The organism is Pseudomonas sp. 3-2 (assembly GCF_019710535.1).
GTDB classification, from domain to species: Bacteria; Pseudomonadota; Gammaproteobacteria; order Pseudomonadales; family Pseudomonadaceae; genus Aquipseudomonas; species Aquipseudomonas pharyngis.
In genome coordinates, this window is record NZ_CP081200.1 from 6,065,419 (window position 1) to 6,089,567 (window position 24,149).

25 protein-coding genes are annotated in these 24,149 nt (G+C 61.3%); 8 read left to right on the forward strand and 17 right to left on the reverse strand.

The window, feature by feature from the left end:
* Nucleotides 1–2: 2 nt before the first annotated feature.
* On the reverse strand, nucleotides 3–2,312 hold the full coding sequence (locus K3819_RS27610) for a heavy metal translocating P-type ATPase (protein WP_221398290.1): 2,310 nt from the start codon (nucleotides 2,310–2,312) through the stop codon (nucleotides 3–5).
* Nucleotides 2,313–2,396: 84 nt separating this feature from the next.
* Here K3819_RS27610 and cadR point away from each other — a divergent pair, with 84 nt between their 5' ends.
* Nucleotides 2,397–2,846, forward strand: a complete 450-nt coding sequence (cadR, locus tag K3819_RS27615; protein WP_007953454.1) for a Cd(II)/Pb(II)-responsive transcriptional regulator — start codon at nucleotides 2,397–2,399, stop codon at nucleotides 2,844–2,846.
* A 58-nt stretch (nucleotides 2,847–2,904) separates the two neighbouring features.
* On the opposite strand, the gene K3819_RS27620 is transcribed toward cadR, so the two are convergent.
* From K3819_RS27620 to K3819_RS27630, 3 genes are all read right to left on the reverse strand, one after another.
* Nucleotides 2,905–3,876: a thymidylate synthase gene (locus K3819_RS27620; RefSeq protein WP_064600185.1), complete on the reverse strand. Its 972-nt coding sequence runs from the start codon at nucleotides 3,874–3,876 to the stop codon at nucleotides 2,905–2,907.
* Between the two features lie 50 nt (nucleotides 3,877–3,926).
* Complete coding sequence (gene lgt / locus K3819_RS27625; RefSeq protein ID WP_221398291.1) at nucleotides 3,927–4,742, reverse strand: prolipoprotein diacylglyceryl transferase; 816 nt, start codon at nucleotides 4,740–4,742, stop codon at nucleotides 3,927–3,929.
* Nucleotides 4,743–4,838: 96 nt separating this feature from the next.
* Nucleotides 4,839–5,621 (reverse strand): sulfite exporter TauE/SafE family protein, encoded by a 783-nt coding sequence (locus K3819_RS27630; protein WP_085612006.1) that lies wholly within the window; start codon nucleotides 5,619–5,621, stop codon nucleotides 4,839–4,841.
* 131 nt (nucleotides 5,622–5,752) lie between these two features.
* Between K3819_RS27630 and K3819_RS27635 the strand changes: the two genes are divergently transcribed.
* Nucleotides 5,753–6,499, forward strand: a complete 747-nt coding sequence (locus K3819_RS27635) for an NRDE family protein (RefSeq protein WP_221398292.1) — start codon at nucleotides 5,753–5,755, stop codon at nucleotides 6,497–6,499.
* A 97-nt stretch (nucleotides 6,500–6,596) separates the two neighbouring features.
* On the opposite strand, the gene ptsP is transcribed toward K3819_RS27635, so the two are convergent.
* Together ptsP and K3819_RS27645 are read right to left on the reverse strand one after the other, a co-directional pair.
* On the reverse strand, nucleotides 6,597–8,876 hold the full coding sequence (gene ptsP / locus K3819_RS27640; RefSeq protein ID WP_064600191.1) for a phosphoenolpyruvate--protein phosphotransferase: 2,280 nt from the start codon (nucleotides 8,874–8,876) through the stop codon (nucleotides 6,597–6,599).
* A 22-nt stretch (nucleotides 8,877–8,898) separates the two neighbouring features.
* Nucleotides 8,899–9,378, reverse strand: coding sequence for an RNA pyrophosphohydrolase (locus tag K3819_RS27645; RefSeq protein WP_003229203.1), 480 nt, complete (start codon nucleotides 9,376–9,378; stop codon nucleotides 8,899–8,901).
* 143 nt (nucleotides 9,379–9,521) lie between these two features.
* On the opposite strand from K3819_RS27645, the gene K3819_RS27650 reads away from it, so the two are divergent.
* Nucleotides 9,522–10,178 carry an HAD family phosphatase gene (locus K3819_RS27650; RefSeq protein WP_085612008.1) on the forward strand — a complete coding sequence of 219 codons (657 nt, stop codon included), beginning with the start codon at nucleotides 9,522–9,524 and terminating at the stop codon, nucleotides 10,176–10,178.
* Nucleotides 10,179–10,295: 117 nt separating this feature from the next.
* Here the strand turns inward: K3819_RS27650 and K3819_RS27655 are convergent, their stop codons facing one another.
* Nucleotides 10,296–10,709 (reverse strand): DUF2269 family protein, encoded by a 414-nt coding sequence (locus K3819_RS27655; protein ID WP_085612009.1) that lies wholly within the window; start codon nucleotides 10,707–10,709, stop codon nucleotides 10,296–10,298.
* Between the two features lie 41 nt (nucleotides 10,710–10,750).
* A complete protein-coding gene (gene ilvA / locus K3819_RS27660) occupies nucleotides 10,751–12,265 on the reverse strand; it encodes a threonine ammonia-lyase, biosynthetic (protein ID WP_011336426.1) in 1,515 nt (504 codons plus the stop codon).
* Between the two features lie 148 nt (nucleotides 12,266–12,413).
* On the opposite strand from ilvA, the gene rpiA reads away from it, so the two are divergent.
* The gene (gene rpiA, locus K3819_RS27665; protein WP_007953476.1) at nucleotides 12,414–13,088 is read left to right on the forward strand and encodes a ribose-5-phosphate isomerase RpiA; all 675 of its coding nucleotides are present in this window, start codon (nucleotides 12,414–12,416) and stop codon (nucleotides 13,086–13,088) included.
* Between the two features lie 84 nt (nucleotides 13,089–13,172).
* Here the strand turns inward: rpiA and K3819_RS27670 are convergent, their stop codons facing one another.
* From K3819_RS27670 to K3819_RS27685, 4 genes are all read right to left on the reverse strand, one after another.
* A complete protein-coding gene (locus tag K3819_RS27670; RefSeq protein ID WP_011336427.1) occupies nucleotides 13,173–14,090 on the reverse strand; it encodes an SdiA-regulated domain-containing protein in 918 nt (305 codons plus the stop codon).
* Between the two features lie 117 nt (nucleotides 14,091–14,207).
* Nucleotides 14,208–15,131 (reverse strand): SdiA-regulated domain-containing protein, encoded by a 924-nt coding sequence (locus K3819_RS27675; protein WP_011336428.1) that lies wholly within the window; start codon nucleotides 15,129–15,131, stop codon nucleotides 14,208–14,210.
* A 222-nt stretch (nucleotides 15,132–15,353) separates the two neighbouring features.
* Nucleotides 15,354–16,019, reverse strand: a complete 666-nt coding sequence (locus K3819_RS27680; RefSeq protein WP_007953483.1) for a fumarylacetoacetate hydrolase family protein — start codon at nucleotides 16,017–16,019, stop codon at nucleotides 15,354–15,356.
* A gap of 40 nt (nucleotides 16,020–16,059) precedes the next feature.
* Entirely contained in the window at nucleotides 16,060–17,454 is a 1,395-nt protein-coding gene (locus tag K3819_RS27685; protein WP_064600200.1) for an FAD-binding oxidoreductase, read from the reverse strand.
* A gap of 204 nt (nucleotides 17,455–17,658) precedes the next feature.
* On the opposite strand from K3819_RS27685, the gene serA reads away from it, so the two are divergent.
* Nucleotides 17,659–18,888, forward strand: a complete 1,230-nt coding sequence (serA, locus tag K3819_RS27690) for a phosphoglycerate dehydrogenase (RefSeq protein WP_085612011.1) — start codon at nucleotides 17,659–17,661, stop codon at nucleotides 18,886–18,888.
* A 61-nt stretch (nucleotides 18,889–18,949) separates the two neighbouring features.
* Here serA and K3819_RS27695 read toward each other — a convergent pair whose 3' ends face one another.
* Complete coding sequence (locus tag K3819_RS27695) at nucleotides 18,950–19,375, reverse strand: DUF4399 domain-containing protein (protein ID WP_007953489.1); 426 nt, start codon at nucleotides 19,373–19,375, stop codon at nucleotides 18,950–18,952.
* Between the two features lie 132 nt (nucleotides 19,376–19,507).
* Between K3819_RS27695 and K3819_RS27700 the strand changes: the two genes are divergently transcribed.
* Nucleotides 19,508–20,086 (forward strand): transporter substrate-binding domain-containing protein, encoded by a 579-nt coding sequence (locus K3819_RS27700; protein WP_221398293.1) that lies wholly within the window; start codon nucleotides 19,508–19,510, stop codon nucleotides 20,084–20,086.
* An 11-nt stretch (nucleotides 20,087–20,097) separates the two neighbouring features.
* Here the strand turns inward: K3819_RS27700 and K3819_RS27705 are convergent, their stop codons facing one another.
* Nucleotides 20,098–20,583, reverse strand: a complete 486-nt coding sequence (locus K3819_RS27705; protein ID WP_221398294.1) for a DUF523 domain-containing protein — start codon at nucleotides 20,581–20,583, stop codon at nucleotides 20,098–20,100.
* Between the two features lies 1 nt (nucleotide 20,584).
* Entirely contained in the window at nucleotides 20,585–21,217 is a 633-nt protein-coding gene (locus K3819_RS27710) for a 2OG-Fe(II) oxygenase (protein ID WP_085612015.1), read from the reverse strand.
* A gap of 108 nt (nucleotides 21,218–21,325) precedes the next feature.
* On the opposite strand from K3819_RS27710, the gene K3819_RS27715 reads away from it, so the two are divergent.
* Nucleotides 21,326–22,078 (forward strand): DUF2059 domain-containing protein, encoded by a 753-nt coding sequence (locus tag K3819_RS27715; protein ID WP_085612016.1) that lies wholly within the window; start codon nucleotides 21,326–21,328, stop codon nucleotides 22,076–22,078.
* 119 nt (nucleotides 22,079–22,197) lie between these two features.
* Here the strand turns inward: K3819_RS27715 and K3819_RS27720 are convergent, their stop codons facing one another.
* Complete coding sequence (locus K3819_RS27720) at nucleotides 22,198–23,151, reverse strand: alpha/beta hydrolase (RefSeq protein WP_221398295.1); 954 nt, start codon at nucleotides 23,149–23,151, stop codon at nucleotides 22,198–22,200.
* A 97-nt stretch (nucleotides 23,152–23,248) separates the two neighbouring features.
* On the opposite strand from K3819_RS27720, the gene K3819_RS27725 reads away from it, so the two are divergent.
* Nucleotides 23,249–23,824, forward strand: coding sequence for a DUF6436 domain-containing protein (locus K3819_RS27725; protein WP_085612018.1), 576 nt, complete (start codon nucleotides 23,249–23,251; stop codon nucleotides 23,822–23,824).
* Between the two features lie 67 nt (nucleotides 23,825–23,891).
* On the opposite strand, the gene K3819_RS27730 is transcribed toward K3819_RS27725, so the two are convergent.
* On the reverse strand, nucleotides 23,892–24,107 hold the full coding sequence (locus tag K3819_RS27730) for a bacteriocin immunity protein (protein WP_409348313.1): 216 nt from the start codon (nucleotides 24,105–24,107) through the stop codon (nucleotides 23,892–23,894).
* Nucleotides 24,108–24,149: the final 42 nt, after the last annotated feature.

Here is a 24,149-nt window from a genome sequence, read left to right on the forward strand (position 1 = left end):
CTCTATTTGCGCAACAGGCGCAAACCGTTGAACACCACCAGCAGGCTCACGCCCATGTCGGCAAACACCGCCATCCACATGGTGGCGAATCCGGCGAAGGTTACCCCAAGAAAGATCGCTTTGATCACCAGCGCCAGCGCGATGTTCTGTTTGAGGATAGCGGCGGTATGGCGCGACAGGCTGATGAGCGCCGGAATCTTGCGCAGATCATCGTCCATCAGGGCGACATCGGCGGTTTCGATCGCCGTGTCGGTGCCTGCCGCCGCCATCGCAAAACCGATCTCCGCCCGCGCCAGTGCAGGCGCGTCGTTGATACCGTCGCCGACCATGCCGACCCGATGGCCCTGCGCGTACAGGTCTTCGATGGCTTGCAGTTTATCGGTGGGCAGCAAGTCGCCCTTGGCTTGACCGATCCCGACCTGCGCCGCAATCGCCTGGGCGGTGTGGACGTTGTCGCCGGTGAGCATCAGGGTTTTCACGCCCAGTTCGTGCAGTTGGCGGATCGCCTCGCGGCTGGTTTCCTTGACCGTATCCGCCACGGCGAACAGCGCCAGCGGGCCGGAGCGGTCGAGCAGCAGCACCACGGACTTGCCCTGTTTCTCCAGCGCGAACAGTTTTTCTTCCAGTTGCGGCGAGCACAGGCTTAGCTCTTCGACCAGACGGTGGTTGCCCAAATGGTAGACCTGACCGTTGACCTCGCCTTTTACCCCACGGCCGGCCAGCGCTTCGAAGTTATCCACAGCCAGAACCGCCAAACCTTTATCCACAGCCGCATTGGCGATGGCCAGCGATACCGGGTGATCGGAGCGACCGGCCAGCGCGGCGGCGATCGCCGGGGCCGTGGCGTCGGCAGTCGGGTCGAGGGACAGGTAATCGGTCTGCACCGGTTTGCCGTGGGTGAGGGTGCCGGTCTTGTCGAGGGCCAGATAGTCAAGCTTGAAACCGCCCTCCAGGTACACGCCGCCCTTGACCAGAATGCCTTTGCGCGCCGCTGCGGCGAGGCCACTGACGATGGTCACCGGGGTGGAAATCACCAGCGCACACGGGCAAGCGACCACCAGCAGCACCAGCGCGCGGTAGATCCAGTCGAACCACGCGGCGCCCATGAACAGCGGCGGGATGATCGCCACGGCCAGCGCCAGAACGAAGACCACCGGTGTGTAGATTTTCGAGAATTGATCGACGAAGCGCTGGGTCGGCGCCCGCGCGCCTTGCGCCTGTTCCACGGCGTGGATGATCCGCGCCAGGGTGGAATTGTTGGCTGCGGCTGTCACTGCGTATTCCAGCGAACCGGCCTGGTTGATGGTGCCCGCAAAGACTTTGTCGCCGACGTTTTTTTCCACCGGCAGGCTTTCTCCAGTAATGGGCGCCTGATCGATGGTCGAACTGCCACTCACGACTTCACCGTCCAGCGCGATGCGCTCGCCGGGTTTCACCCGCACGCGGGCGCCGAGATCGATGCTTTTGACATCCAGTTCGACCCAGTTGCCGTCCGCCTGCAACACAGTGGCTTGCTCCGGCGTCATCTGCATCAGGCCGCTGATGGCGTTGCGCGCGCGATCCAGCGAGCGCGCTTCGATCAGCTCGGCCACGGTGAACAGGAACATCACCATCGCCGCTTCCGGCCATTGGCCGATCAACACGGCGCCGGTCACGGCGATGCTCATCAGGGCGTTGATGTTGAGGTTGCGGTTCTTCAGGGCGATCCAGCCCTTCTTGTAGGTGGTGAGGCCGCCGCTGAGGATCGAGATCAGCGCGATGATCGCCACCACCCAGGTCGGCGCGGCGCTGGTGAAGTGGATCACTTCGGCGGCCAGCGCACCGACGCCGGACAGCGCCAGTGGCCACCAGTGTTTTTTCACCGGCGCTGGCGTTGGCGTTTCAACGCCCGCCTCCAGTGGCTCGGCCTGCATGCCCAGGGATTTGATCGCGTCGATGATCGGCGCGGTGTCCGGCAGATTGTGGGTCACGCCGAGCACGCGGTTGATCAGGTTGAATTCCAGCTGCTGGATCCCGGCCAGTTTGCCGAGCTTGTTCTGGATCAGGGTTTGTTCGGTCGGGCAGTCCATCGCCTCGATGCGAAAGCTGCTCAGCCGGGCGTCGGCACTTTTTGCCTCGCTCAGTTGCACCAGTGCAGGCGCGGCGGCTTTCGTCGAGCAGCAGGAATCTTCACTCGAATGAGCCGGCGCAGGCGTAACAACTTTCGATCCGCAGCAGGAATCGCCGCCGTGGGCATGTTTATGCACAGGCTGCAGTTTGTGACTGTGATCGTGCCCGTCGCCGGGCTTGTGGGTGTGCAGGGAATCGCTCATTGGTCGCGTCCATGAAGGTGCCTGTTGCCAAGTAAAGACCCTGTAGCCACTATAGGGTCAAGCACCCTTTTGGAGATTGCCGCCATGAAGATCGGAGAACTGGCGAAACAGACCGATTGCGCCGTGGAAACCATCCGCTACTACGAGCGTGAAAACCTGCTGCCGGAACCGGCCCGCAGCGACGGCAACTACCGCGTCTACACCCAGGCCCACGCCGAGCGCCTGACCTTCATCCGCAACTGCCGCACCCTCGACATGACCCTCGAAGAAATCCGCAGCCTGCTCGCCTTGCGCGACAGTCCGCAGGATCAGTGCGAAAGCGTGAATGCGCTGATCGACGAGCACATCCAGCACGTCAAGGCGCGGATCGATGGGTTACTGGCATTGCAGACGCAATTGCTCGACCTGCGCCAGCGCTGTGGCGAAGGGCCGGAGGCGGATCAGTGCGGTATCCTGCAGCGGCTGGAGGTGAGTGGCGGGGTTGTGGCGGCGGAGGTTGAGCATTCGCATGTGGGTCGCAGTCACGGTCATTAAGAACGCCAGAAACAACTGAGGGAGCCATTTGGCTCCCTCAGTATTTGTCACTCGTGCTTCAGACCGCCATCGGCGCAGTCATCGGCGCATGGTGCTCGTAGCCTTCCAGCGAGAAGTCGCTCGGCTCTACCAGCTCCAGCCACTCCGGCTGGTACACACCGGTCTTGGCAAACTCCGGCACGCGATCCGAAATCTTCAGTTTCGGCATGGCGAACGGCTCGCGCTTGAGCTGTTCGTTGAGCATGTCCAGGTGGTTTTCGTAGACGTGGGCGTCACCAATGAAATAGGTGAACCAGCGCGGGGTGTAGCCGGTCAGGCGACCGATCAGGCTCAGCAGCGCGGCACCTTCGGTGAGGTTGAACGGTGTGCCCAGGCCCAAATCGTTGGAGCGAATGTAGAGGGTCAGCGAGATCTCTTTGGTCTCGACATTCGGGTGGAACTGGTACAGCAGATGACATGGTGGCAAGGCCATTTCATCGAGCTGGGCGCAGTTCCAGCCGTGGAACAGGATACGGCGGCTGCCCGGGTCCTTGATGATCGTGTCGACGCACTGGCGCACCTGATCGATGGCCTTGTAAAGCACCACGTAGGCCTGGCCGTCTTCTTCACCCTGGGCAATCTGCTTGTAGCCGTTGCTCAGGGTCTGTTCGATGGCGGCGGCGTTGCTCAGCGGTATCTGCTTGTACGCCGGCCATTTGCGCCATTGCACGCCGTAGATTTCGCCGAGGTCGTCTTCGCCCTGACGGAACGGGTTGGCCAGCCACTGAGCGTTTTCGTTGGCGTTCTGATCCCAGACCTTGCAGCCCAGCGCACGGAATTCCGCAGCGTTGTTCACACCACGCAGAAAGCCGCACATCTCGCCGATGGCCGATTTGAAGGCCATCTTGCGGGTGGTGATCGCCGGGAAACCTTCCTGCAGATCGAAGCGCAGCATGGCGCCCGGAAAGCTGATGGTGTTCACGCCGGTACGGTTGGCCTGTTTGGTGCCGTTGTTGATGACGTGCGACACCAGATCGAGATATTGCTTCATGAGTTACCTGTGTCCTTGAGCCCCGGCAAACGTCGCCGGGGTTCGAATATTTAAGCTGTCGGTGCAACCGGCGCCGCCGGGGCGCGGTGGTAGGCCAGCCAGATCAGGAACAGCCCGCCGATGATCATCGGTACGCAGAGTACCTGACCCATGGTCAGCCAGTTCCAGGCCAGATAGCCCAGTTGCGCGTCCGGCACGCGGACGAATTCGACGATGAAACGGAAGATGCCATAGAACAGCGCGAACATGCCCGAGACCGCCATGGTTGGTCGCGGTTTACGCGAAAACAGCCAGAGGATCAGGAACAGCGCCACGCCTTCCAGTGCGAACTGATACAGCTGCGACGGGTGACGCGGCAGTTGCGCCGGGTCGCTGAACGGCGGGAACACCATGGCCCACGGCACGTCGGTGGCCTTGCCCCACAGCTCGGCGTTGATGAAGTTGCCGATACGCCCGGCGCCCAGGCCGATCGGCACCATCGGCGCGACGAAGTCCATCAGTTGGAAGAACGACTTGCCGTTACGCTTGCCGAACCACAATGCGGCCAGCATCACGCCGATGAAACCGCCGTGGAACGACATGCCGCCCTTCCACACTTCGAAAATCAGCGTCGGGTTGGCCAGGTAAGCGCTCAGGTCGTAGAACAGCACATAGCCCAGGCGCCCGCCGACAATCACCCCCATCGACAGCCAGAACACCAGGTCGGACAGCTTTTCCTTGTTCCAGGTCGGGTCGAAACGGTTGAGCCGGCGCGATGCCAGCAGCCACGCGCCGCCGATGCCGACCAGGTACATCAGGCCGTACCAGTGGATTTTCAGCGGACCGATGGCCAAAGCCACCGGATCGATCTGCGGGTAAGGCAGCATTGCGACTCCTCGTTAGCATTCAAATCTTCAAAAATTCCCGGGCGACGCTGTCACCTCAGGATTAAGCCAGGATTGCGACCTGCCAAAACACACGGCTCAGAACAGAAAGCTCAGGCCCACGCAAAACAGCAAAGCCGCGAACAGCCGTTTCAGCAACTTCGGCGACAACCTGTGCGCCAGCCGCGCGCCGAGACGGGCGAACACCATGCTGGTCAGGGCAATGCCCAAAAGCGCCGGCAAATACACAAAACCGAGACTATGGGCCGGCAGCAACGGATCATGCCAGCCCAGAATCATGAAACTTATGGCACTGGCGACGGCGATCGGCAGGCCACAGGCCGACGAGGTCGCCACCGCCTGCTGCATCGGCACGCTGCGCCATGTCAGGAATGGCACGGTCAGCGAGCCGCCGCCAATCCCGAAAATCGCCGACGCCCAGCCGATCACACTGCCGGCCACGGTCAGACCGAGTTTGCCCGGCACCGTTCGGCTGGCCTTGGGTTTGACGTCCAGCGCCAGCTGCGCGGCGATTATCAGGGCGAACACACCGATGATCTTTTGCAGGTTCGGGCCGGAGATCGCTTCGGCGGTCAATGCACCGAAACCGGCGCCGAGCAGAATGCCGACGGTCATCCAGCGGAAGATCGGCCAGCGCACCGCACCGCGCCGGTGATGCTCACGCACGGCGTTGACCGAGGTGAAGATGATCGTCGCCAGGGACGTGCCGACCGCCAGATGGGTCAGGATCGACGGATCGAAGCCCTGCAAGGTGAAACTGAACACCAGCACCGGGACGATGATGATCCCGCCGCCCACCCCGAACAGCCCGGCCAGTACGCCCGCACAGGCGCCCAGCGCCAGATAGAGCAGAAATTCCATGGCTGCCTCCCAAGGCGCGTCCCCAAAACCGGAGCGGCATGGTAACGGATGGATACCCTTCGGCTCCACTGGCGATGGATGCACGGACGATGTCTGCGTAGAGTGGGCAAAAAACACACAAGGACCACCTTATGTGCCTGATCGTTTTCGCCTGGCGGCCGGGGCATGCCCAGCCGCTGATCGTCGCGGCCAACCGTGACGAATTTTACGCCCGGCCCAGCCTGCCGCTGGCCCAGTGGCCCGAGTCGCCGCAGGTTCACGCCGGTCGCGATCTCGAGGCTGGGGGAACCTGGCTCGGCCTGGGCGCCAACGGTCGCTTCGCAGCGCTGACCAACATTCGCGATCCGCATCAGCCGCCGGCACGACGTTCTCGGGGCGAGCTGGTGGCGGGGTTTCTGACCGGAAACCTGTCGATCGATGACTATTTGTCCGACGTTGTCGCCCGTTCGCCGGACTATGCCGGCTTCAACCTGCTGCTGGGCAATGCCAACGAGCTGTGGCACTTCAATGCGCGGTCTTCGGAACCGGTGATGTTGCAGCCTGGCGTCTATGGTCTGTCCAACGCCGGGCTGGATACGCCGTGGCCGAAACTGCTCAGGGCCAAGGCGGCATTGAGTGCCGTGCTGGATGATCCGCAGCCCGAGCGATTGTTGGCATTGTTGGGGGATGCGCAAACGGCGCCGTTTGCTGATCTGCCAGATACCGGCGTGGGGTTGGCGACCGAGTCGTTGTTGTCGAGTGTGTTTATTGCCAGCCAGAGCTACGGGACGCGCGCAAGTACGGCGTTGATCGTGCAGGCGGACGGGACGCGGCGGATGGTGGAGCGCAGTTTCGGGCCGTATGGCGGGCATCTGGGGGAAGTGGAAATTCTGATTTAGCGGCGCCTGAACTGACGCCATCGCGAGCAGGCTCGCTCCCACCTTGGAATGCATTTCCTTGTGGGAGCGAGCCTGCTCGCGATAGGCGCGACTCGGTCTAGAGAGGCTTGACCGCCGCCGGATTGACCATCTTCGCCAACCCGAGGTTCTTCAGCGCCAGTTGCAGCGAGCTGTGGATCACCTGCGGGTTGTCGATGGTCATCAGTTCCGCCAGCAGATCCTTGGCCTTGCTTAGGTTGATCTGGCGCAGCATCCACTTCACCTTCGGCAGGTTGGTGGCGTTCATCGACAGGCTGTCGAAACCCATTGCCATCAACAGCACCGCCGCCGCCGGATCACCGGCCATCTCGCCGCAGATGCTCACCGGTTTGCCTTCGGCATGGGCGTCGCGCACCACGGTTTGCAGGGCTTGCAGCACCGCCGGGTGCAGGTAGTCGTAGAGATCGGCCACCCGCGGGTTGTTGCGGTCCACCGCCAGCAGGTATTGGGTCAGGTCGTTGGAGCCGACCGACAGGAAGTCCACCATCCGCGCCAGCTCTTTGGTCTGGTAAACCGCCGCAGGAATTTCGATCATCACGCCCACCGGCGGCATCGGCACGTCGGTGCCTTCGTCGCGCACTTCACCCCACGCCCGGTGGATCAGGTGCAGCGCCTCTTCGAGCTCGTGGATGCCGGAGATCATCGGCAGCAGGATCCGCAGGTTGTTCAGGCCTTCGCTGGCCTTGAGCATCGCGCGGGTCTGCACCAGGAAGATTTCCGGGTGGTCGAGGGTGACGCGGATCCCGCGCCAGCCGAGGAACGGGTTGTCTTCCTTGATCGGGAAGTACGACAGCGACTTGTCGCCGCCGATGTCCAGGCTGCGCATGGTCACCGGTTGCGGATGGAACGCGGCAAGCTGCTCGCGGTAGATCGCCAGTTGTTCCTTCTCGCTCGGGAAGCGCTGGTTGATCATGAACGGCACTTCGGTGCGGTACAGACCGACACCTTCGGCGCCGCGCTTCTGCGCTCGCGCCACGTCCGCCAGCAGGCCGGTGTTGACCCACAGTGGCATGCGGTGACCGTCCAGGGTCACACACGGCAGGTCGCGCAGGGTATCGAGCCCCAGCGCCAGTTGCTTCTCTTCCTCCACCACCTCGGTGAACTGCTTGCGCAGCACTTCGCTGGGGTTGGTGTAGACCTCGCCCCGTGTGCCGTCGACGATCATTTCGATGCCGTCGACCTTGGCGTACGGCAGATCGACCAGACCCATTACTGTCGGGATGCCCATGGCCCGGGCAAGGATCGCGACGTGGGAGTTGCCCGAACCGAGTACCGACACCAGACCGACCAGTGTGCCTTCCGGCACCTCGCCGAGCATCGCCGGCGTCAGTTCTTCGCTGACCAGAATGGTTTTTTCCGGGTAGACCAGATTCTGCTGACGCTCCTCCTGCAAATAGGCGAGCAGCCGGCGGCCGAGGTCCTTGACGTCCGACGCCCGCTCCCGCAGGTACTCGTCGTCCATCAGATCGAAACGGTTGACGTGGTCGGTCACGACCTGGCGCAGCGCGCCTTGGGCCCATTGACCGGTCTTGATCACGTTGGTGATTTCGCTGCCCAGCGAGGCATCGTCGAGCATCATCAGGTAGACGTCGAACAGCGCGCGCTCTTCCGGCCGCAGCTGGGTCGCCAGTTTGGCCGACAACGCACGCATGTCGGCGCGCACGCCTTCGATGGCGGTCTTGAACAGCGCCAGTTCAGCGTCGATGTCGGTGATGGTCTTGTCCGGCACCACGTCCAGATCCGCCGGTGGCAGCATGACCACCGCGGTACCGACCGCCGCGCCCGGCGAACCCGGCACGCCGACGAACTTGGCTTCCTGGATGCCCTTGCCCTGACGGCCTAGGCCACGGATCGAGCCGGTGGCCTCGGCGTGGGCGATTACGCCCGCGAGCTGCGCGCTCATGGTCACGAGGAAGGCTTCTTCACCCTCATCGAACTGGCGGCGTTCTTTCTGCTGGATGACCAACACGCCGACGACGCGGCGGTGGTGAATGATCGGCGCCCCGAGGAACGAGGCGTAGCGCTCCTCGCCGGTCTCGGCGAAGTAGCGGTAGCGCGGGTGATCCGCGGCGTTTTCGAGGTTCAGGGGTTCTTCACGCGTGCCGACCAGGCCGACCAGACCTTCGTTGGGTGCCATGCTGACCTTGCCGATCGAGCGCTTGTTCAAGCCCTCGGTGGCCATCAGCACGAAGCGGTTGGTCTCTGGATCAAGCAGGTAGACCGAGCAGACCTGGCTGCCCATGGCCTCTTTGACGCGCAACACAATAATCCCCAACGCCGCCTTGAGATCCTTGGCGGAGTTAACTTCCTGGACGATCTTGCGCAGCGTATTGAGCATGGCTCGGGGTCGAACTCCGTCGTCAGTCGCGCGCTAAAAGGCGCGGGGCAAGCTCTTTGAGAGCGCGGCGATACACTTCGCGCTTGAATGTCACCACCTGGCCCAACGGATACCAATAACTGACCCAGCGCCAGCCATCGAACTCCGGTTTACCGGTCAAATCCATCCGCACCCGCTGCTCGTTGGAGATCAGGCGCAGGAGAAACCATTTCTGTTTCTGGCCGATGCACAGCGGTTGGCTGTGGGTTCGCACCAGACGTTGCGGCAAACGATAGCGCAACCAGCCCCGGGTACAGGCGAGAATTTCAACATCTTCGCGTTCCAGGCCAACTTCTTCGTTCAGCTCGCGGTACAAGGCGTCTTCGGGCGTCTCCTCGGGGTTGATTCCCCCTTGCGGAAACTGCCAGGCATCCTGATTGATACGGCGAGCCCATAGCACCTGGCCGGCGTCATTCGTCAGAATGATCCCGACATTAGGGCGGAAACCATCGGGGTCGATCACGGCAACAACCTCGCAAACGCATGTCGCCGCATTGTTCCACAAAGGTTGTGAAGGCGGCAACGAAGGTTCCGAGCTTATGTGCACTCTTGTGAAAAGACCGTATTCTTGTGGCCTTTTTACTGACTTTTCAGCGGGTAACTGCAATGCGCCTGGCTTTATTCGATTTGGACAACACCCTTCTGGGCGGCGACAGCGATCACGCCTGGGGCGATTATCTGTGCGAACGCGGCTTCCTCGACCCGATCGCCTACAAAGCGCGCAACGATGAGTTCTATCAGGATTACCTGGCCGGCAAACTGGATAACGCCGCTTACCTGAACTTCTGCCTGGAAATCCTCGGCCGCACCGAGATGGCCGTGCTTGAGCAGTGGCACAGCGATTACATGCGCGACTGCATCGAGCCGATCGTCCTGCCCAAGGCGCTCGATCTGCTGAAAAAGCACCGCGATGCCGGCGACAAACTGGTGATCATCACCGCCACCAACCGCTTCGTCACCGCGCCGATCGCCGTGCGCCTGGGCGTCGAAACCCTGATCGCCACCGAGTGCGAGATGCAGGACGGTCGCTACACCGGACGCAGCACCGACGTGCCGTGCTTCCGCGAAGGCAAGGTGACGCGCCTGAACCGCTGGCTGGAAGAAACCGGATATTCGCTGGAAGGCAGCTACTTCTACAGCGACTCGATGAACGACTTGCCGCTGCTGGAGCAGGTGGCGAATCCGGTGGCAGTCGACCCGGATCCGAACCTGCGGGCCGAAGCCGAGAAGCGCGGCTGGCCCGTCATCAGTCTGCGCGGCTGATATCGCATCGCAGGCAAGTCGAATCGTCGCACCGCAGCTCCCACAAGGGATTTGTGAACGCATCAGATCAATGTGGGAGCGAGCCTGCTCGCGAACGGGTCGACACGGTGCCAAGCCTCAAACCGGCTTGGCCCCCATCAACGCCGCAATGGCCAGAAATCCGACGCCGCTGACAACCGCCAGCGCCAGATTGAATTTCCGGTTGCCGACCCCGCTTGTCCACAGCCGATTAAGCCGAACAAGCAGCCAGACCGCACTAAAGGTGGCCACGGCATAGATCACGCTGGACCCCAGAATCCAGAACTGCCCCAGTGGCCAGCCAACCAGGTGCACCAGCCACCAGCCGGTGAAAGGCATGCTGAGCACGCCGATCAGCATCAAGCACCAGACGAACAACCAGGGTCGCTGCATCGTGCTGGCCGGCCCTTCGCTGCGATTACGCCAGGAAGCAGCGGCGAGCCCGAGCCCGCTCGCCAGGATTACCACGGTCGCCGCGACGTGAAGGACTTTCAGGGTGGTCAGGGTTTCCATGTATTTCTCTTTCCTTGGGCCATACCCATCAGCGTAGCCGTTCAGCCAAGAAACAGCTGATAGGCCGGGTTGTCGCTTTCGTCCCAGTACGGGTAGCCGATTTCCTCAAGGGCTGCGGGCACCAGATGACGTTCGTCGTGGGGCACTTGCAGGCCCGCCACCACGCGGCCGTCCGCTGCACCGTGGTTGCGGTAGTGGAACATCGAGATGTTCCAGCGACCGCCGAGCTTGTTGAGGAAGTTGAACAGCGCGCCCGGACGCTCCGGGAACTCGAAGCGCAGCACCACTTCATCGACCACGTGCGCGGCGCGACCGCCGACCATGTGACGGATGTGCAGTTTGGCCAGTTCGTTGTCGGTCAGGTCGAGTACCGGGAAACCCTGCTCGGTCAGGCTCGCCAGCAGTGCACTGCGCGGGTCGTTGTCCGGGTGAGTCTGTACGCCGACGAAGATGTGCGCTTCGCTGCCATTGTTATAGCGGTAGTTGAATTCGGTGATCTGGCGCTTGCCGATGGCCTCGCAGAAGGCCTTGAAGCTGCCGGCCTTCTCGGGGATGGTCACGGCGATGATCGCTTCGCGGCCTTCACCCAGTTCGGCGCGCTCGGCGACGTGGCGCAAGCGGTCGAAGTTGACGTTGGCCCCGGAGTCGATGGCCACAAAGGTCTGGCCGCTGACGCCGCGCTGCTCGACATACTTCTTGATCCCGGCCACGCCCAGGGCGCCGGCCGGTTCGGTGATCGAACGGGTGTCGTCGTAGATGTCCTTGATCGCCGCGCAGATCTCGTCGGTGCTGACGGTGATCACCTCGTCGACGTAATCCTTGCAGATATCGAAGGTGTGCTGGCCGATCTGCGCCACCGCCACGCCGTCGGCGAAGATGCCTACAGTCGGCAGCACCACGCGTTCGCCTGCCGCCATCGCCGCTTGCAGGCAGTTGGAGTCGTCGGGCTCGACGCCGATGACCTTGATGTCCGGACGCAGGTATTTCACGTAGGCCGCGATGCCGGCGATCAGACCGCCGCCGCCCACCGGAACGAAAATCGCATCCAGCGGCTGCGGGTGCTGGCGCAGAATTTCCATCGCCACGGTGCCCTGCCCGGCAATGGTGTGCGGATCGTCGTACGGGTGGATGTAGACGTAGCCTTTTTCGTCGACCAGCTTCAGCGAGTAGGCCAGCGCTTCCGGGAAGGAATCGCCGTGCAGCACCACTTTGCCACCGCGCGAGCGCACGCCTTCGACCTTGATCTCCGGGGTGGTCTTGGGCATCACGATGGTCGCTTTCACGCCCAACACTTTCGCCGCCAGGGCCAGGCCCTGTGCATGGTTGCCCGCCGACGCGGTGACCACGCCGCGAGCGCGCTCTTCGTCGCTCAACTGGGTCAGCTTGTTGTAGGCACCGCGAATCTTGAACGAGAACACCGGCTGCAAGTCTTCGCGCTTGAGCCAGATGTCGTTGCCCAGCCGCTCGGAGAGCTGGCGGGCGTTCTGCAGCGGGGTTTCTACGGCAACGTCATAAACGCGCGAGGTGAGGATCTTCTTGACGTACTGTTCGAGCATCGGAAAGCATCACTGAGCGGGTTGGGCAGGGCCAACGAGTCTAACCCGGCTTTCGGGCGCACGACCACACGAATCCCGAGGTTTTAGCCCGGCTTGAGGCTATAATGCCGGCCTTTCCGTTCTTACCTTGCCCGCTTCCGGAGCCCGCATGACCCAGGATCAACTCAAACAGGCCGTGGCCCAGGCTGCCGTCGACTTCATCCTTCCGAAACTCGACGACAAGAGCATCGTCGGCGTCGGCACCGGCTCCACCGCCAACTGCTTCATCGACGCCCTGGCCCAGCACAAGGGCGCGTTCGATGGCGCGGTCGCGAGCTCCGAAGCCACCGCCGCGCGCCTCAAGGGCCACGGGATTCCGGTGTACGAGCTGAACACCGTGAGCAACCTGGAGTTCTACGTCGACGGCGCCGATGAAAGCGACGAACACCTGAACCTGATCAAGGGCGGCGGCGCAGCCCTGACCCGCGAGAAGATCGTCGCGGCCGTGGCCCAGACCTTCATCTGCATCGCCGACGCCAGCAAACTGGTGCCGGTGCTGGGCGCGTTCCCGCTGCCGGTGGAAGTGATCCCGATGGCCCGCAGCCACGTGGCCCGCCAACTGGTAAAACTGGGCGGCGACCCGGTCTACCGCGAAGGCGTGCTGACCGACAACGGCAACATCATCCTCGACGTGCACAACCTGCAGATCACCAATCCGGTGGAGCTGGAAGCGCAGATCAACGCGATCGTCGGCGTGGTCACCAACGGCCTGTTCGCGGCGCGTCCGGCGGATTTGTTGTTGCTGGGTACTTCCGAAGGTGTGAAAACACTGAAGGCTGAGTAAGCCGAAACTGCCCGTATTTTGGTGGGCAGATGAAAAAACTGTGGGAGCCAGTTTGCTAGCTCCCACATTGTTAGATGGTGCTGGTTAGTTCTGCGCAGGCTTCCTGAAGACATAAAACAGGTTCGGTTCGCTCACCAGATACAACGTCCCGTCGTCGTCCATCGCGATACCTTCCGCCTGCGGCACGGTTTTCTTCAGGCCCTGCCGGCCACCGCTCAACGACATGGTGCTCAACGGGCGCCCGTCCACATCCAGTTCAAGAATCAGCCGTGACTCGTCGGACAGCGCCAGTAAATGACCGCTGCGCTCGTCGTATTGCAGGCTCGACAGATCGCGCACGAACATCCCGGCATCGCGCTTGGGATTGTTGATCACGTGTACCGCGTAGGATTTCTCAGGATTGAAGTGCGGAAAACCGTGCACTTCATAGATCAGCATCGGATCCCGCTCCTTGGCCACGAACAGGCGCTTGCCCACCGAGTCGTAAGCCAGGCCTTCAAAGCCCTTGTTGCCGCTCATGTGCACACCGAGGGTCATTTGCTCGGCGTCCGCTGCATCGAGGAACGTGGTGTCGTGTTCCAGATGGATCTTGATCAGCCGTTGCTGGCGCTCATCGGTGATCACATAGGTGTCGGCGCTGATGAACTCCACCGCCTCCGGATCACCGAAGCCGATCAAGGCGACCCGACGCAGGATCGCGCCGTCCAGCGACAGCTCGATCAGTTCGGCATTCTTGTTGGTCACGGTGAACAGGCTCTTGCGCACCGGATCGTAGGTCAGCGCGGACACGTCGTCGTTCAGCCCATCGATGACTTTCGCTTCAATCTCTGCCCGATATTGATCCAGCCCGATGGACTGGCTGCTCATCGGCTGCCAGAGCGTATGCAGGTTGAACCAGGCACGCTCGAACAGGCGCATGTATTGGCCGATCGCAATCAATGCGATCAGGGCAATCATCGACAGGATGATGAACAGAGGCTTGGGGCGGGCAAGTCGACGCATTCAGGCAGGCTCGGAGTCAAAACAGGCGGATGAAATATCACGCCTGTCTGAACTGAAGCTTAATGGCCACTTGCCTCAGGCCACAACTCCACAGATCTGCAATCGCTGTAGGAGAGATTACTTCTGCTTTTCGAAGCGGTAGAACAGGTTCGGCTCGCTGACCATGTACAGCGAGCCCGCCTCGTCCATGGTCACGCCCTCGGCGCGGGGAATGGTTTTCTTCAAACCGTTGAAACCGCCAAGCAGGGTCATGAAGCTGACTTGTTCGCCCTTCTCGTCCAACTCCAGCAACAGGTGCGAATCAGCGGACAGAACGAGGGTATGACCGGTGCGAGGATCGATCGCCAGGGCCGACAGGTTACGAATATCGAGTTCGTCGCTGTCGAGTTTCTGCTTGTCGCCCTTGAGCGTCTGGCTGCCGTCACTTTTCCAGGTGAACAGCGCAGGCGGACGCTCTTCGCCCAGCAGCAGTTGCTGGTTGCGGGCGTCCCAGGTGATGGCTTCGAAGGCCTTGTTCTGGTCCTTCGACGGGCCCAGGTCGTATTTCGGGAAATCGTCACGCTTCAGTTCGCGAGTCTGGGCATCGACCTTGACGATGGAGAGCAGGTGCTCGCGCTCATCGACAATCGCCATCAAGCCGTTTTCCATCACCGTCAGGCCTTCCGGATTGCTCCAGCCCACCAGGGGCATCTTGCGCAACACGTCGCCCTGCAGGGTCAGCTCGACCAGAAACGGATTCTTGCCCATCACCGAAAACAGGGTTTTGGTCTGGGGGTTATAGGACAGGTCCGAAGCTTCGTCCTTTTCCATCCCCGGCAGCAGCTTGGCGTCGATGACCACCCGGTAGTCCGGGAGCCAGACGCTTTCCTGTTTCTCGGACGTGCTTTCGAAGCGTTCCAGCACCCACAACAGGCCACGGTCATCCCAATGCATGGCAAACGCCAGCCCGTACGCAGCGGCGGCTGCCAGCAATAGCCAGGAATACCAGCGCAGGGCGAAGCGTGAACGGCGGGCGGGTTTGAGCTGAGTTTGAGATGACATCAAAGGACGCGTTCCGAAAATTCAGGCTACGGGTAATAGCACAAAGAGGCCGGCTCAGACGCCAGAATGACCGGAATTATCCGGACAGAATGTGAAAAAAACGGCAAATGGCCGGAATGCCCTGCGTCTTTGCAGGCCGCATCACAAAACGAAAACGGGAGATTGCAGACTGAGGGCTGAGCTCAAACCTGCCATCTCCCGCTCGGCAACGCGATGTACGGATCAGCGAACGCTGCTGGTGAAACGACTGGCGCCCGGCAGTTCCAGCACGATCTCATCGCCAACGTTCAGCGGGCCGACGCCCACTGGCGTGCCGGTCAGGATCACGTCACCGGCCTGCAGCGAGAAGCAGCCGGCCATGTGCTGGATCATCGGCACGATCGGGTTGAGCATGGCGCTGCTGTTACCGTCCTGGCGCACTTCGCCATTGATGGTCAGGCGAATGCCGATGTCGGTCAGGTCGGCGAAAGTGCTGCCGACCACGAACGGTGCAATCACCGCCGCGCCGTCGAACGACTTGGCGATTTCCCACGGCAGGCCCTTGGATTTGAGCTCGGCCTGCTTGTCGCGCAGGGTCAGGTCCAGCGCCGGGGCGAAACCGGAGATCGCGTCCAGCACTTCTTCACGGCTCGGTTTGGTCGACAGCGGTTTGCCGATCAACACGGCGATTTCCGCCTCGTAATGCACCGAGCCACGCTCGGTCGGAATGCTGAAACCGCCTTCCAGCGGCACCACGCAACTGCCCGGCTTGATGAACAGCAACGGCTCGGTAGGCACCGGGTTGTCCAGTTCCTTGGCGTGTTCGGCGTAGTTACGGCCGATGCACACCACTTTCCCCAGCGGAAAATGAATCCGCGTACCGTCGACATACTGGTGCTGATAGCTCATTACCGACTCCTGCCTTCATTGATTCATCAGGGATTGCCAATCAAACCGCGAAAATCTTGCCCGGGTTCATGATGCCGTTAGGGTCGAACACCGCCTTGACCGCTTTCATGTATTCGATTTCCACCGGCGAGCGGCTGTAGGTCAAGTAATCGCGCTTGGTCATGCCCACCCCGTGTTCGGCAGAAATCGAACCGTTGTACTTCTCGACGGTTTCGAACACCCACTTGTTGACGGTGGCGCACTTGGCGAAAAACTCGTCCTTGCTCAGGTTGTCCGGTTTGAGGATGTTCAGGTGCAGGTTGCCGTCGCCGATGTGACCGAACCAGACGATTTCGAAATCCGGATAGTGTTCGCCGACGATCGCGTCGATTTCCTGCAGGAACGCCGGGACTTTCGAGACGGTGACCGAGATGTCGTTCTTGTACGGGGTCCAGTGGGAGATGGTTTCGGAGATGTACTCGCGCAGCTTCCACAGGTTCTGCAACTGGGTTTCGCTTTGGCTCATCACGCCGTCCAGCACCCAGCCCTGCTCCACGCAATGCTCGAATGTTTCCAGGGCGGTGTTGGCCACTTCTTCGGTGGTCGCCTCGAATTCCAGCAACGCATAGAACGGGCAAGCGGTTTCGAACGGCGCCGGGACATCGCCACGGCCCATGACCTTGGCCAGGGCCTTGTCAGAGAAGAATTCGAACGCGGTCAGGTCGAGCCGGCCCTGGAAGGCGTGCAGCACCGGCATAATCGAATCGAAATCGGTGGTGCCGAGGACCATCGCGGTCAGGTTTTTCGGCGAACGATCCAGGCGCATGGTGGCCTCGACCACAAAACCGAGAGTACCTTCGGCGCCGATGAACAGCTGCCGCAGGTCATAACCGGTGGCGTTCTTGATCAGATCCTTGTTCAGCTCCAGCACATCGCCCTTGCCGGTCACGACTTTCATGCCCGCCACCCAGTTGCGGGTCATGCCGTAGCGAATGACCTTGATCCCGCCGGCATTGGTGCCGATATTGCCGCCAATCTGGCTGGAACCGGCCGACGCGAAGTCCACCGGGTAGTACAAATCATGTTCTTCCGCGGCGTTCTGCAATTGCTCGGTGACCACGCCCGGCTGACAGACGGCGGTGCGGTCGGTCAGGTTGATGTCGAGAATCTGATTCATGTAGTCGAACGACACGACCACTTCGCCATTGGCCGCCACGGCTGCGGCGGAGAGCCCCGTGCGCCCGCCCGACGGCACCAGCGCCACTTTGTGTTCGTTGGCCCAGCGGACGACGGCCTGCACCTGCTCGATGGTCTTGGGAAACACGATGGCGCTGGGCGCCGGGGCGAAGTGTTTGGTCCAGTCCTTGCCGTAAGCGTTCAAGGAGTCGGCATCGGTCAGGACTTTGCCAGGCTCGACCAGGGTCTTCAGTTCATCAATCAGGGCAGGATTGGTCATCGACGGAACTCTCGAACAATTCATGGTCATCCTGAGAACGCTTCACGTCGCAGGAATGAGTGTTTAGCGGGGTGGCTATGCTAGCATACCGACCCCGCAGGCCAGTGCCCAAGGCCGGTTCTGCGGTGACGGCTTTCTTGTCGTCCAGGTCAATGTCTGTTGACCATTTCCTGCCATTTTTCTCCGGGATACAGGTTTACGCAGATGAGCAAGACTTCTCTCGATAAGAGCAAGATCAAGTTCCTTCTTCTCGAAGGCGTCCACCAATCGGCTGTCGACGTCCTCAAGGCGGCGGGCTACACCAGCATCGAATACCTGACAGGCTCCCTGCCGGAAGCCCAGCTCAAGGAAAAGATCGCTGACGCTCACTTCATCGGCATTCGTTCGCGCACCCAACTGACCGAAGAGATCTTCGATCACGCGAAGAAACTGGTCGCGGTCGGCTGTTTCTGCATCGGCACCAACCAGGTTGACCTGGAAGCGGCCCGCGAGCGCGGCATCGCCGTGTTCAACGCGCCGTACTCCAACACCCGCTCCGTTGCCGAGCTGGTGCTGGCCGAAGCGATCCTGCTGCTGCGCGGCATCCCTGAGAAAAACGCTTCCTGCCACCGTGGCGGCTGGATCAAGTCCGCAGCCAACTCCTTCGAGATCCGTGGCAAGAAACTGGGCATCGTCGGCTACGGCTCGATCGGTACTCAGCTGTCGGTCCTGGCTGAAGGTCTGGGCATGCAGGTGTTCTTCTACGACACCGTGACCAAGCTGCCACTGGGCAACGCGACCCAGGTCGGCAACCTGCACGAGCTGCTGGGCATGTCCGACATCGTCACCCTGCACGTTCCGGAAACCGCTGCGACCCAGTGGATGATCGGCGAGAAGGAAATCCGCGCCATCAAGAAGGGCGGCATCCTGATCAACGCTGCACGCGGCACCGTGGTCGAGCTGGATCACCTGGCCGCTGCGATCAAGGACAAGCACCTGATCGGCGCCGCCATCGACGTGTTCCCGGTCGAGCCGCGTTCCAACGACGAAGAGTTCGAAAGCCCGCTGCGTGGCCTGGACAACGTGATCCTGACCCCGCACATCGGCGGTTCCACCGCTGAAGCGCAGGCCAACATCGGTCTGGAAGTGGCAGAAAAACTGGTCAAGTACAGCGACAACGGTACTTCGGTATCGTCCGTGAACTTCCCGGAAGTGGCCCTGCCGGCTCACCCTGGCAAGCACCGCCTGCTGCACATCCACGAGAACATCCCGGGTGTGATGAGCGAGATCAACAAGGTCTTCGCCGAAAACGGCATCAACATCTCCGGTCAGTTCCTGCAGACCAACGAGAAGGTCGGCTACGTGGTGATCGACGTCGACGCCGAGTACTCGGACCTGGCGCAAGAGAAGCTGCAGCACATCAACGGCACCATCCGTAGCCGTGTGTTGTTCTGATCAAGCGTTGAGCGACAAAAAAGGGAGCCTTCGGGCTCCCTTTTTCATGCTCGCGACAACGTCATTCGACGTTGACGGTGATCTTTTTCGACACGATCGGCGGATCGAACGCCATGTGGCCGCTGTCACCCAGCTCCAGCTGCAGGGTGTGCTTGCCCGGCGCGAGTTTGATGTCGGCCTGGGTCTGCGCCTTGCCGAAGTGCATGTGGTTGGCGTCGGTCGGCACGACGGAGCCGGCCGGAACGATTTCCTTGGCATCGATCAGCAGATGGTGATGACCGGTGTTCTTGGTGACGTCACCGGCCGGTGCCAGCGCGATGTCCTTTACACCGAACTTGACCGTGAAGGTCTGCGGAACCGTGGCTCCGTCCTCGGGAGAAACGATGAACACTTCGGCGCCTTTCGGTGCCGGTGTGGCCGCACTGGCCAGTACCGAAACACCCATCAGCACACCGGCCAACGCTGCACGTGACATAAAGCTTTTCATTTTCTTCTCCAGTTTTTCCGTAAAATCCGCACGGTCATGACAACTTCATGACCATTCGTTGTCGAAGGCACTCGACAACCATAGCAAAGCGAGCCTGGAAAACAGGCCGATATCGATTTCAAAGGAGTGACCATGCGTTTTCTGCCTGGCCTGATCTGCCTGCTTCCCCTTCTGAGCCCTCTGGCTCACGCCGAACTGATTGATGACGTCTACGACCGTGGCGAGTTGCGCATAGCCCTTGAGGCTAATACACCGCCCTTCAATTTCAAGGACGGCGACACGCTCACGGGGTTCGAGGTCGAGCTTGGGCAACTGCTGGCCAACGAGCTGGATGTGCGCGCCGACTTCATCGTCACCGACGAAGCCGATCTGCTCCAGGGCGTCGAAAGCGGCAAGTACGACGTCGCGCTCAACCACATAGCACTGACCCCGGAACTCAAGGATCGTTTCGACGTGAGCGAGCCTTACACGCAGGTCAATGCGCAGTTGTTGGCGAAAAAGGACGAGCAGCCCCGGCCGTTGGTGCTGGTGCAGACGTTGACTGAGGAAAAGCCGAAGGTTGGGCCGCCAGTAGATCTGGCGATTCCGTTTCAGAAGGGCAACCCGGCGTTTCACGCGAGCCTGGAGAATGCCTTGCAGCGGATCAGGGCGGATGGGCGGTTGGAGGCGTTGAGGCAGAAGTGGTTGAGTGTGCAGGCTACGGAAAACTGAAGTGAACGTGACTAGTCGAGCAAGCTGAGGGCCTGTGCGGCTTGCGGCAGTTCGAGTTCGCTGAAGACCTGCACCCCATGGCGCTTCAGCAACGCAGCGGTCACCCCCTCGCCACTCACCTTCACCCCACTGAACGTCCCGTCATAGGTCAACAGATTCCCGCACGAAGGACTGTTGGCCTTGAGCACCGCCACCCGAATCCCGTGCTTCTGCACCAGCGCCAGCGCCTGCCGCGCGCCATCCAGAAACTGCGCACTGACGTCTTCGCCCTCGGTAGTGATCACCGAAGCGAGTCCGTCCAGCACTTCGCGGCCCTGCCCGCCCGGAATCTCCGCCGCCGCGCGTGGCGTCGGCAAACCACCGGCGACTTCCGGACACAGCGGCACTACGCGCCCTTCGGCAATCCATTGTTCCAGCAAATCGAACGGCCCGCTGGCCCCGCCGTCATAACGCACGCGATGGCCCAGCAGGCAGCGACTCACAAGAATCCTGTGCATCTCAGAACGGCTCGTTGCCACGGCGGCGGAACCAGCCTGTCAGCGACAGCCGCTCGCGGCTGGCTGGCAATACTTCGTGAGGGACTTCGCCGGAGAGAAACACCACCAGACAACCGCCCGTAGGCTGCACGTCATGAACGCGATCATGCTCCAGGTACATGCGCAGTTGCCCGCCATCCTCCGGCAGCCAGCCGTCATTGAGGTAGATCACCGCCGAGACCATGCGCCGGTCATCGTCGCGGAAACGGTCGACATGCTTGCGATAGAAAGCACCCGGCGGGTACAGGGCGAAGTGGCACTCGAAGTCTTCAAGCCCGAGGAACAGGCCCCGGTTGAGCGCTTCACGCAAGCTGTCCATCAGGTTCAGGTAACGGTCACTGGCCTCGGCCTGACCGGGGTCGATCCATTGGATATGGTCGCCACGAATCCCCTCGCGGATCTCCGAAAACGGGCCACGTCCGACCCCCGCCGGCGCCAGTTCACCTTCGGCGTCACGTTTGCGGCACTCGGCCGCCAGTGCGCGGGTCAAATCCGCAGGCAGGAAAATGTTCTGCTGCGACCAGCCGCGCTCGGCCAGGTCGTCGACGATACGTAACAGCAGCGGGTGATCAGAGGATATTTGCATGGCGCGCATAGTATGCCTGCGGCAAGAAATCCGACAGAGCCACGCGGCGGCTTGATACGAATTCTCGACAAGTACTGGCACCGCACGGAGAATAGTCGGCTGCCGACAGGAGTCCTTATGCGCCGTTTGCTTTTTTCACTGTTGATGTTCTGCGTTTTGCCCGCCTGGGCGGACGGCCACGACCAGTTGTACAAGGTCGCCGGCTGGCCAGAACAACGCGCGCATTTCAACGACGCCCTGAGTGCCGCGCAGCAGCGTTACCAGAACAGCCTGCCGCCGGCGGTGTTTCAGGCGCTGGTGAACAACAGCAACCAGCGCTTCGCCCCCCAGGCCGTGGATCAACGCGCCGAAGCGCAACTGCGCAAGAACCTCGCCGATCCGAAACCGGCCCTCTCGTTCTTTCAGTCACCGCTGGGCAAGAAGATCGTCGCCGCCGAACTGCTGGCGACCCGTCGCGATCAATTGGCAAAGAACGCCAAGGGCCTGCCGAAGATGCCGGCCAGCGACAGCCGCTTGCTGATCATCGGCCACCTCGCCCAGGCCCTGCCCGCCCGTGAAGCCGGTGCCGAAGTCAGCCTGGCGATTGCCGGCGTGGCGGCGGACAGCCTGAGCTCGATGATCCCCGGCCTGCTCGGCGGCGGTCAGGCCCAGGGCATGTTGAACGGTCAACGCCAGCGCCTGATGGATCAGATCGGCGCCGACCTGAACAACACGCTGCTCTACGTCTATCGCGACCTGTCGGATGAAGAGCTGGAAGAGTTCGCGACCTTTGCCGAATCCACCGAAGGCAAGGCTTACTATCAGGCCGCGCTGGCCGCGATCCGCGCCGGGCTGGCCGTCGGCCAGAGCACCTCGAATCTCACCCAGTGATCTTTACGACCTGACAGACCGCCTTCGCGAGCAAGCCCGCTCCCACATTCGACCGAGTTGATGCTGGATAAGCACGGTTAAATGTGGGAGCGGGCTTGCTCGCGAAAGGGCACTCAGGATCACGAGTGATTCCGCCCATTGATCCGCTTGCGCAAGAACTCGAAATACTCCTCGCGCATTTCCGCCGTCTCATTGGCCAGGTGATGCCGCGCCTCGGCCAGCAACAGAATCTGTGGCCGGTCGAACTTCCACTTCAACACCTGCAGGTTGTGCTGCCAGTCCACGGTCATGTCCGCCTGGCCTTGAACAATCAGCGGCCGGCGCGGACTTTTCTTCGCGTATTCAACCCGGTTGATCCAGCGTGACAACGCCCCGACCCATGCGGTCGGCAAGCGTTTTGGCTGCAACGGATCGGCCTGCAGAAACGGCAGGAAATCCGGGTCATTGGAGTTCTCGCTGAAACGCCGGGCGATACCCCTGACAAAAGGCCTGAGCAGGTAATAACTGAACTGCGACCAGCCCCAGGCACGCGGACGCACCAGCGGCGCCAGCAGAATCAACTGCCCCTGCGCCGGGCTGTTTTCACCATGATTGAGCACGTGATCGACAATGATCGCCCCGCCGGTGCTTTGCCCGCACAGGTGCCACGGCTGCGGCAGGGCAATCGAGCGCGCTTCGGCGAACAGGCCTTGCAGCGCATCCTGATATTCCGAGAAGTCACGGATGCTCGCCCGCTCGCCGCTGGACAGACCATGCCCCGGCAGATCACAGGCAATCACGGCGAAGCCCTGATCCAGTGCCCACTCGATCACATGCCGGTAAAGACCAGTGTGATCATAAAAACCGTGCACCAGAAACAGCGTGGCCCTGGCCGTTTCCGCCGGCCACCAGCAATGGCTGACCAGTTGATAGCCATCGATGTCGAACCGGCCCATGCCACGCCAGACATCACGCTCGGGGAAGTCTGTCTTGTAGAACCGCTGATACGCCTTCGCCTCCTCGGACAACGGCTGCCACTCGGCCAGAGGCTTGAGGCTCGCACGCAGATGATCGGGATCGAAAGCAACAGACATGGGCAATTCCAGAACGGTAAACGGACTTTATCGGCCTGCGATATTCATCTGTCGCGGCAAGCATGGCAAGCTAGCCGGCCTTCGAGGAATCAAAACCATGCGTTCGCCCTACCGCACCGCACTGTTTGCCAGCCTGCTCGCCATCGTGTGTGCCGGCGTGCTGTGGGCCGCATACGACTGGTTTCAGGGCCGCTACCTGCGGGCGTTCAGCGAACACACTGCGGTATTTTCCGGTGACCCGCTGCGCTTGCCCGACGACCTCGCCGGCCCCGGCAATATCCGTCTGGTGCACTTCTGGGATCCCGCCTGCCCATGCAACGTCGGCAACCAACAGCACCTGACCGAGATGGTCGAACAGTTCGGCCCCAGGGGCGTGGAATTCTTTGCGGTGCAGAAGGCCGGCAGCCACGGCCAGTTGCCCGCCACCCTGAGCAATCTTAAAACCATCGCGGTGCTGCCCGGCTCCGAACAGATTCCCGCGAGCCCGGCCGTGGCGATCTGGGACCGCAGCGGCAGACTGGCGTACTTCGGCCCGTACAGCGAAGGCCTGACGTGCAACTCCAGCAACAGTTTTATCGAACCGATCCTGCAAGCGTTGAGTGATGATCGCCCGGTCAATGCGACTCATACGTTGGCGGTTGGTTGCTACTGCCCGTGGGTTAGTGGGGAGTGAACGGCTTCGGGCAGACAATAGAAACTGCATCAACCAAAGACGCCGGAGACATATTGAGAGTTGAAAACTAAACCGTCCTGAATCCGGGCTTGTTATTAGCAGCGCGCCATTCTTTAACCTCCTTTACAATCCCTTCAGGACTGTCATCCCTATCATCTCTGGGGTAGTAGATCAGATCCGAGCCGTCCGGATGCTCTGTTAACCGCCTGAATTCCAATACCAGCTTTACATCTTCCTCCTCTGTTCGAGCACTAGCATCACAAATTGAAATTACAAAATTCAAAACTCCGCTTCCGTATAGTCTGAAATATCTAACACTTCCTCG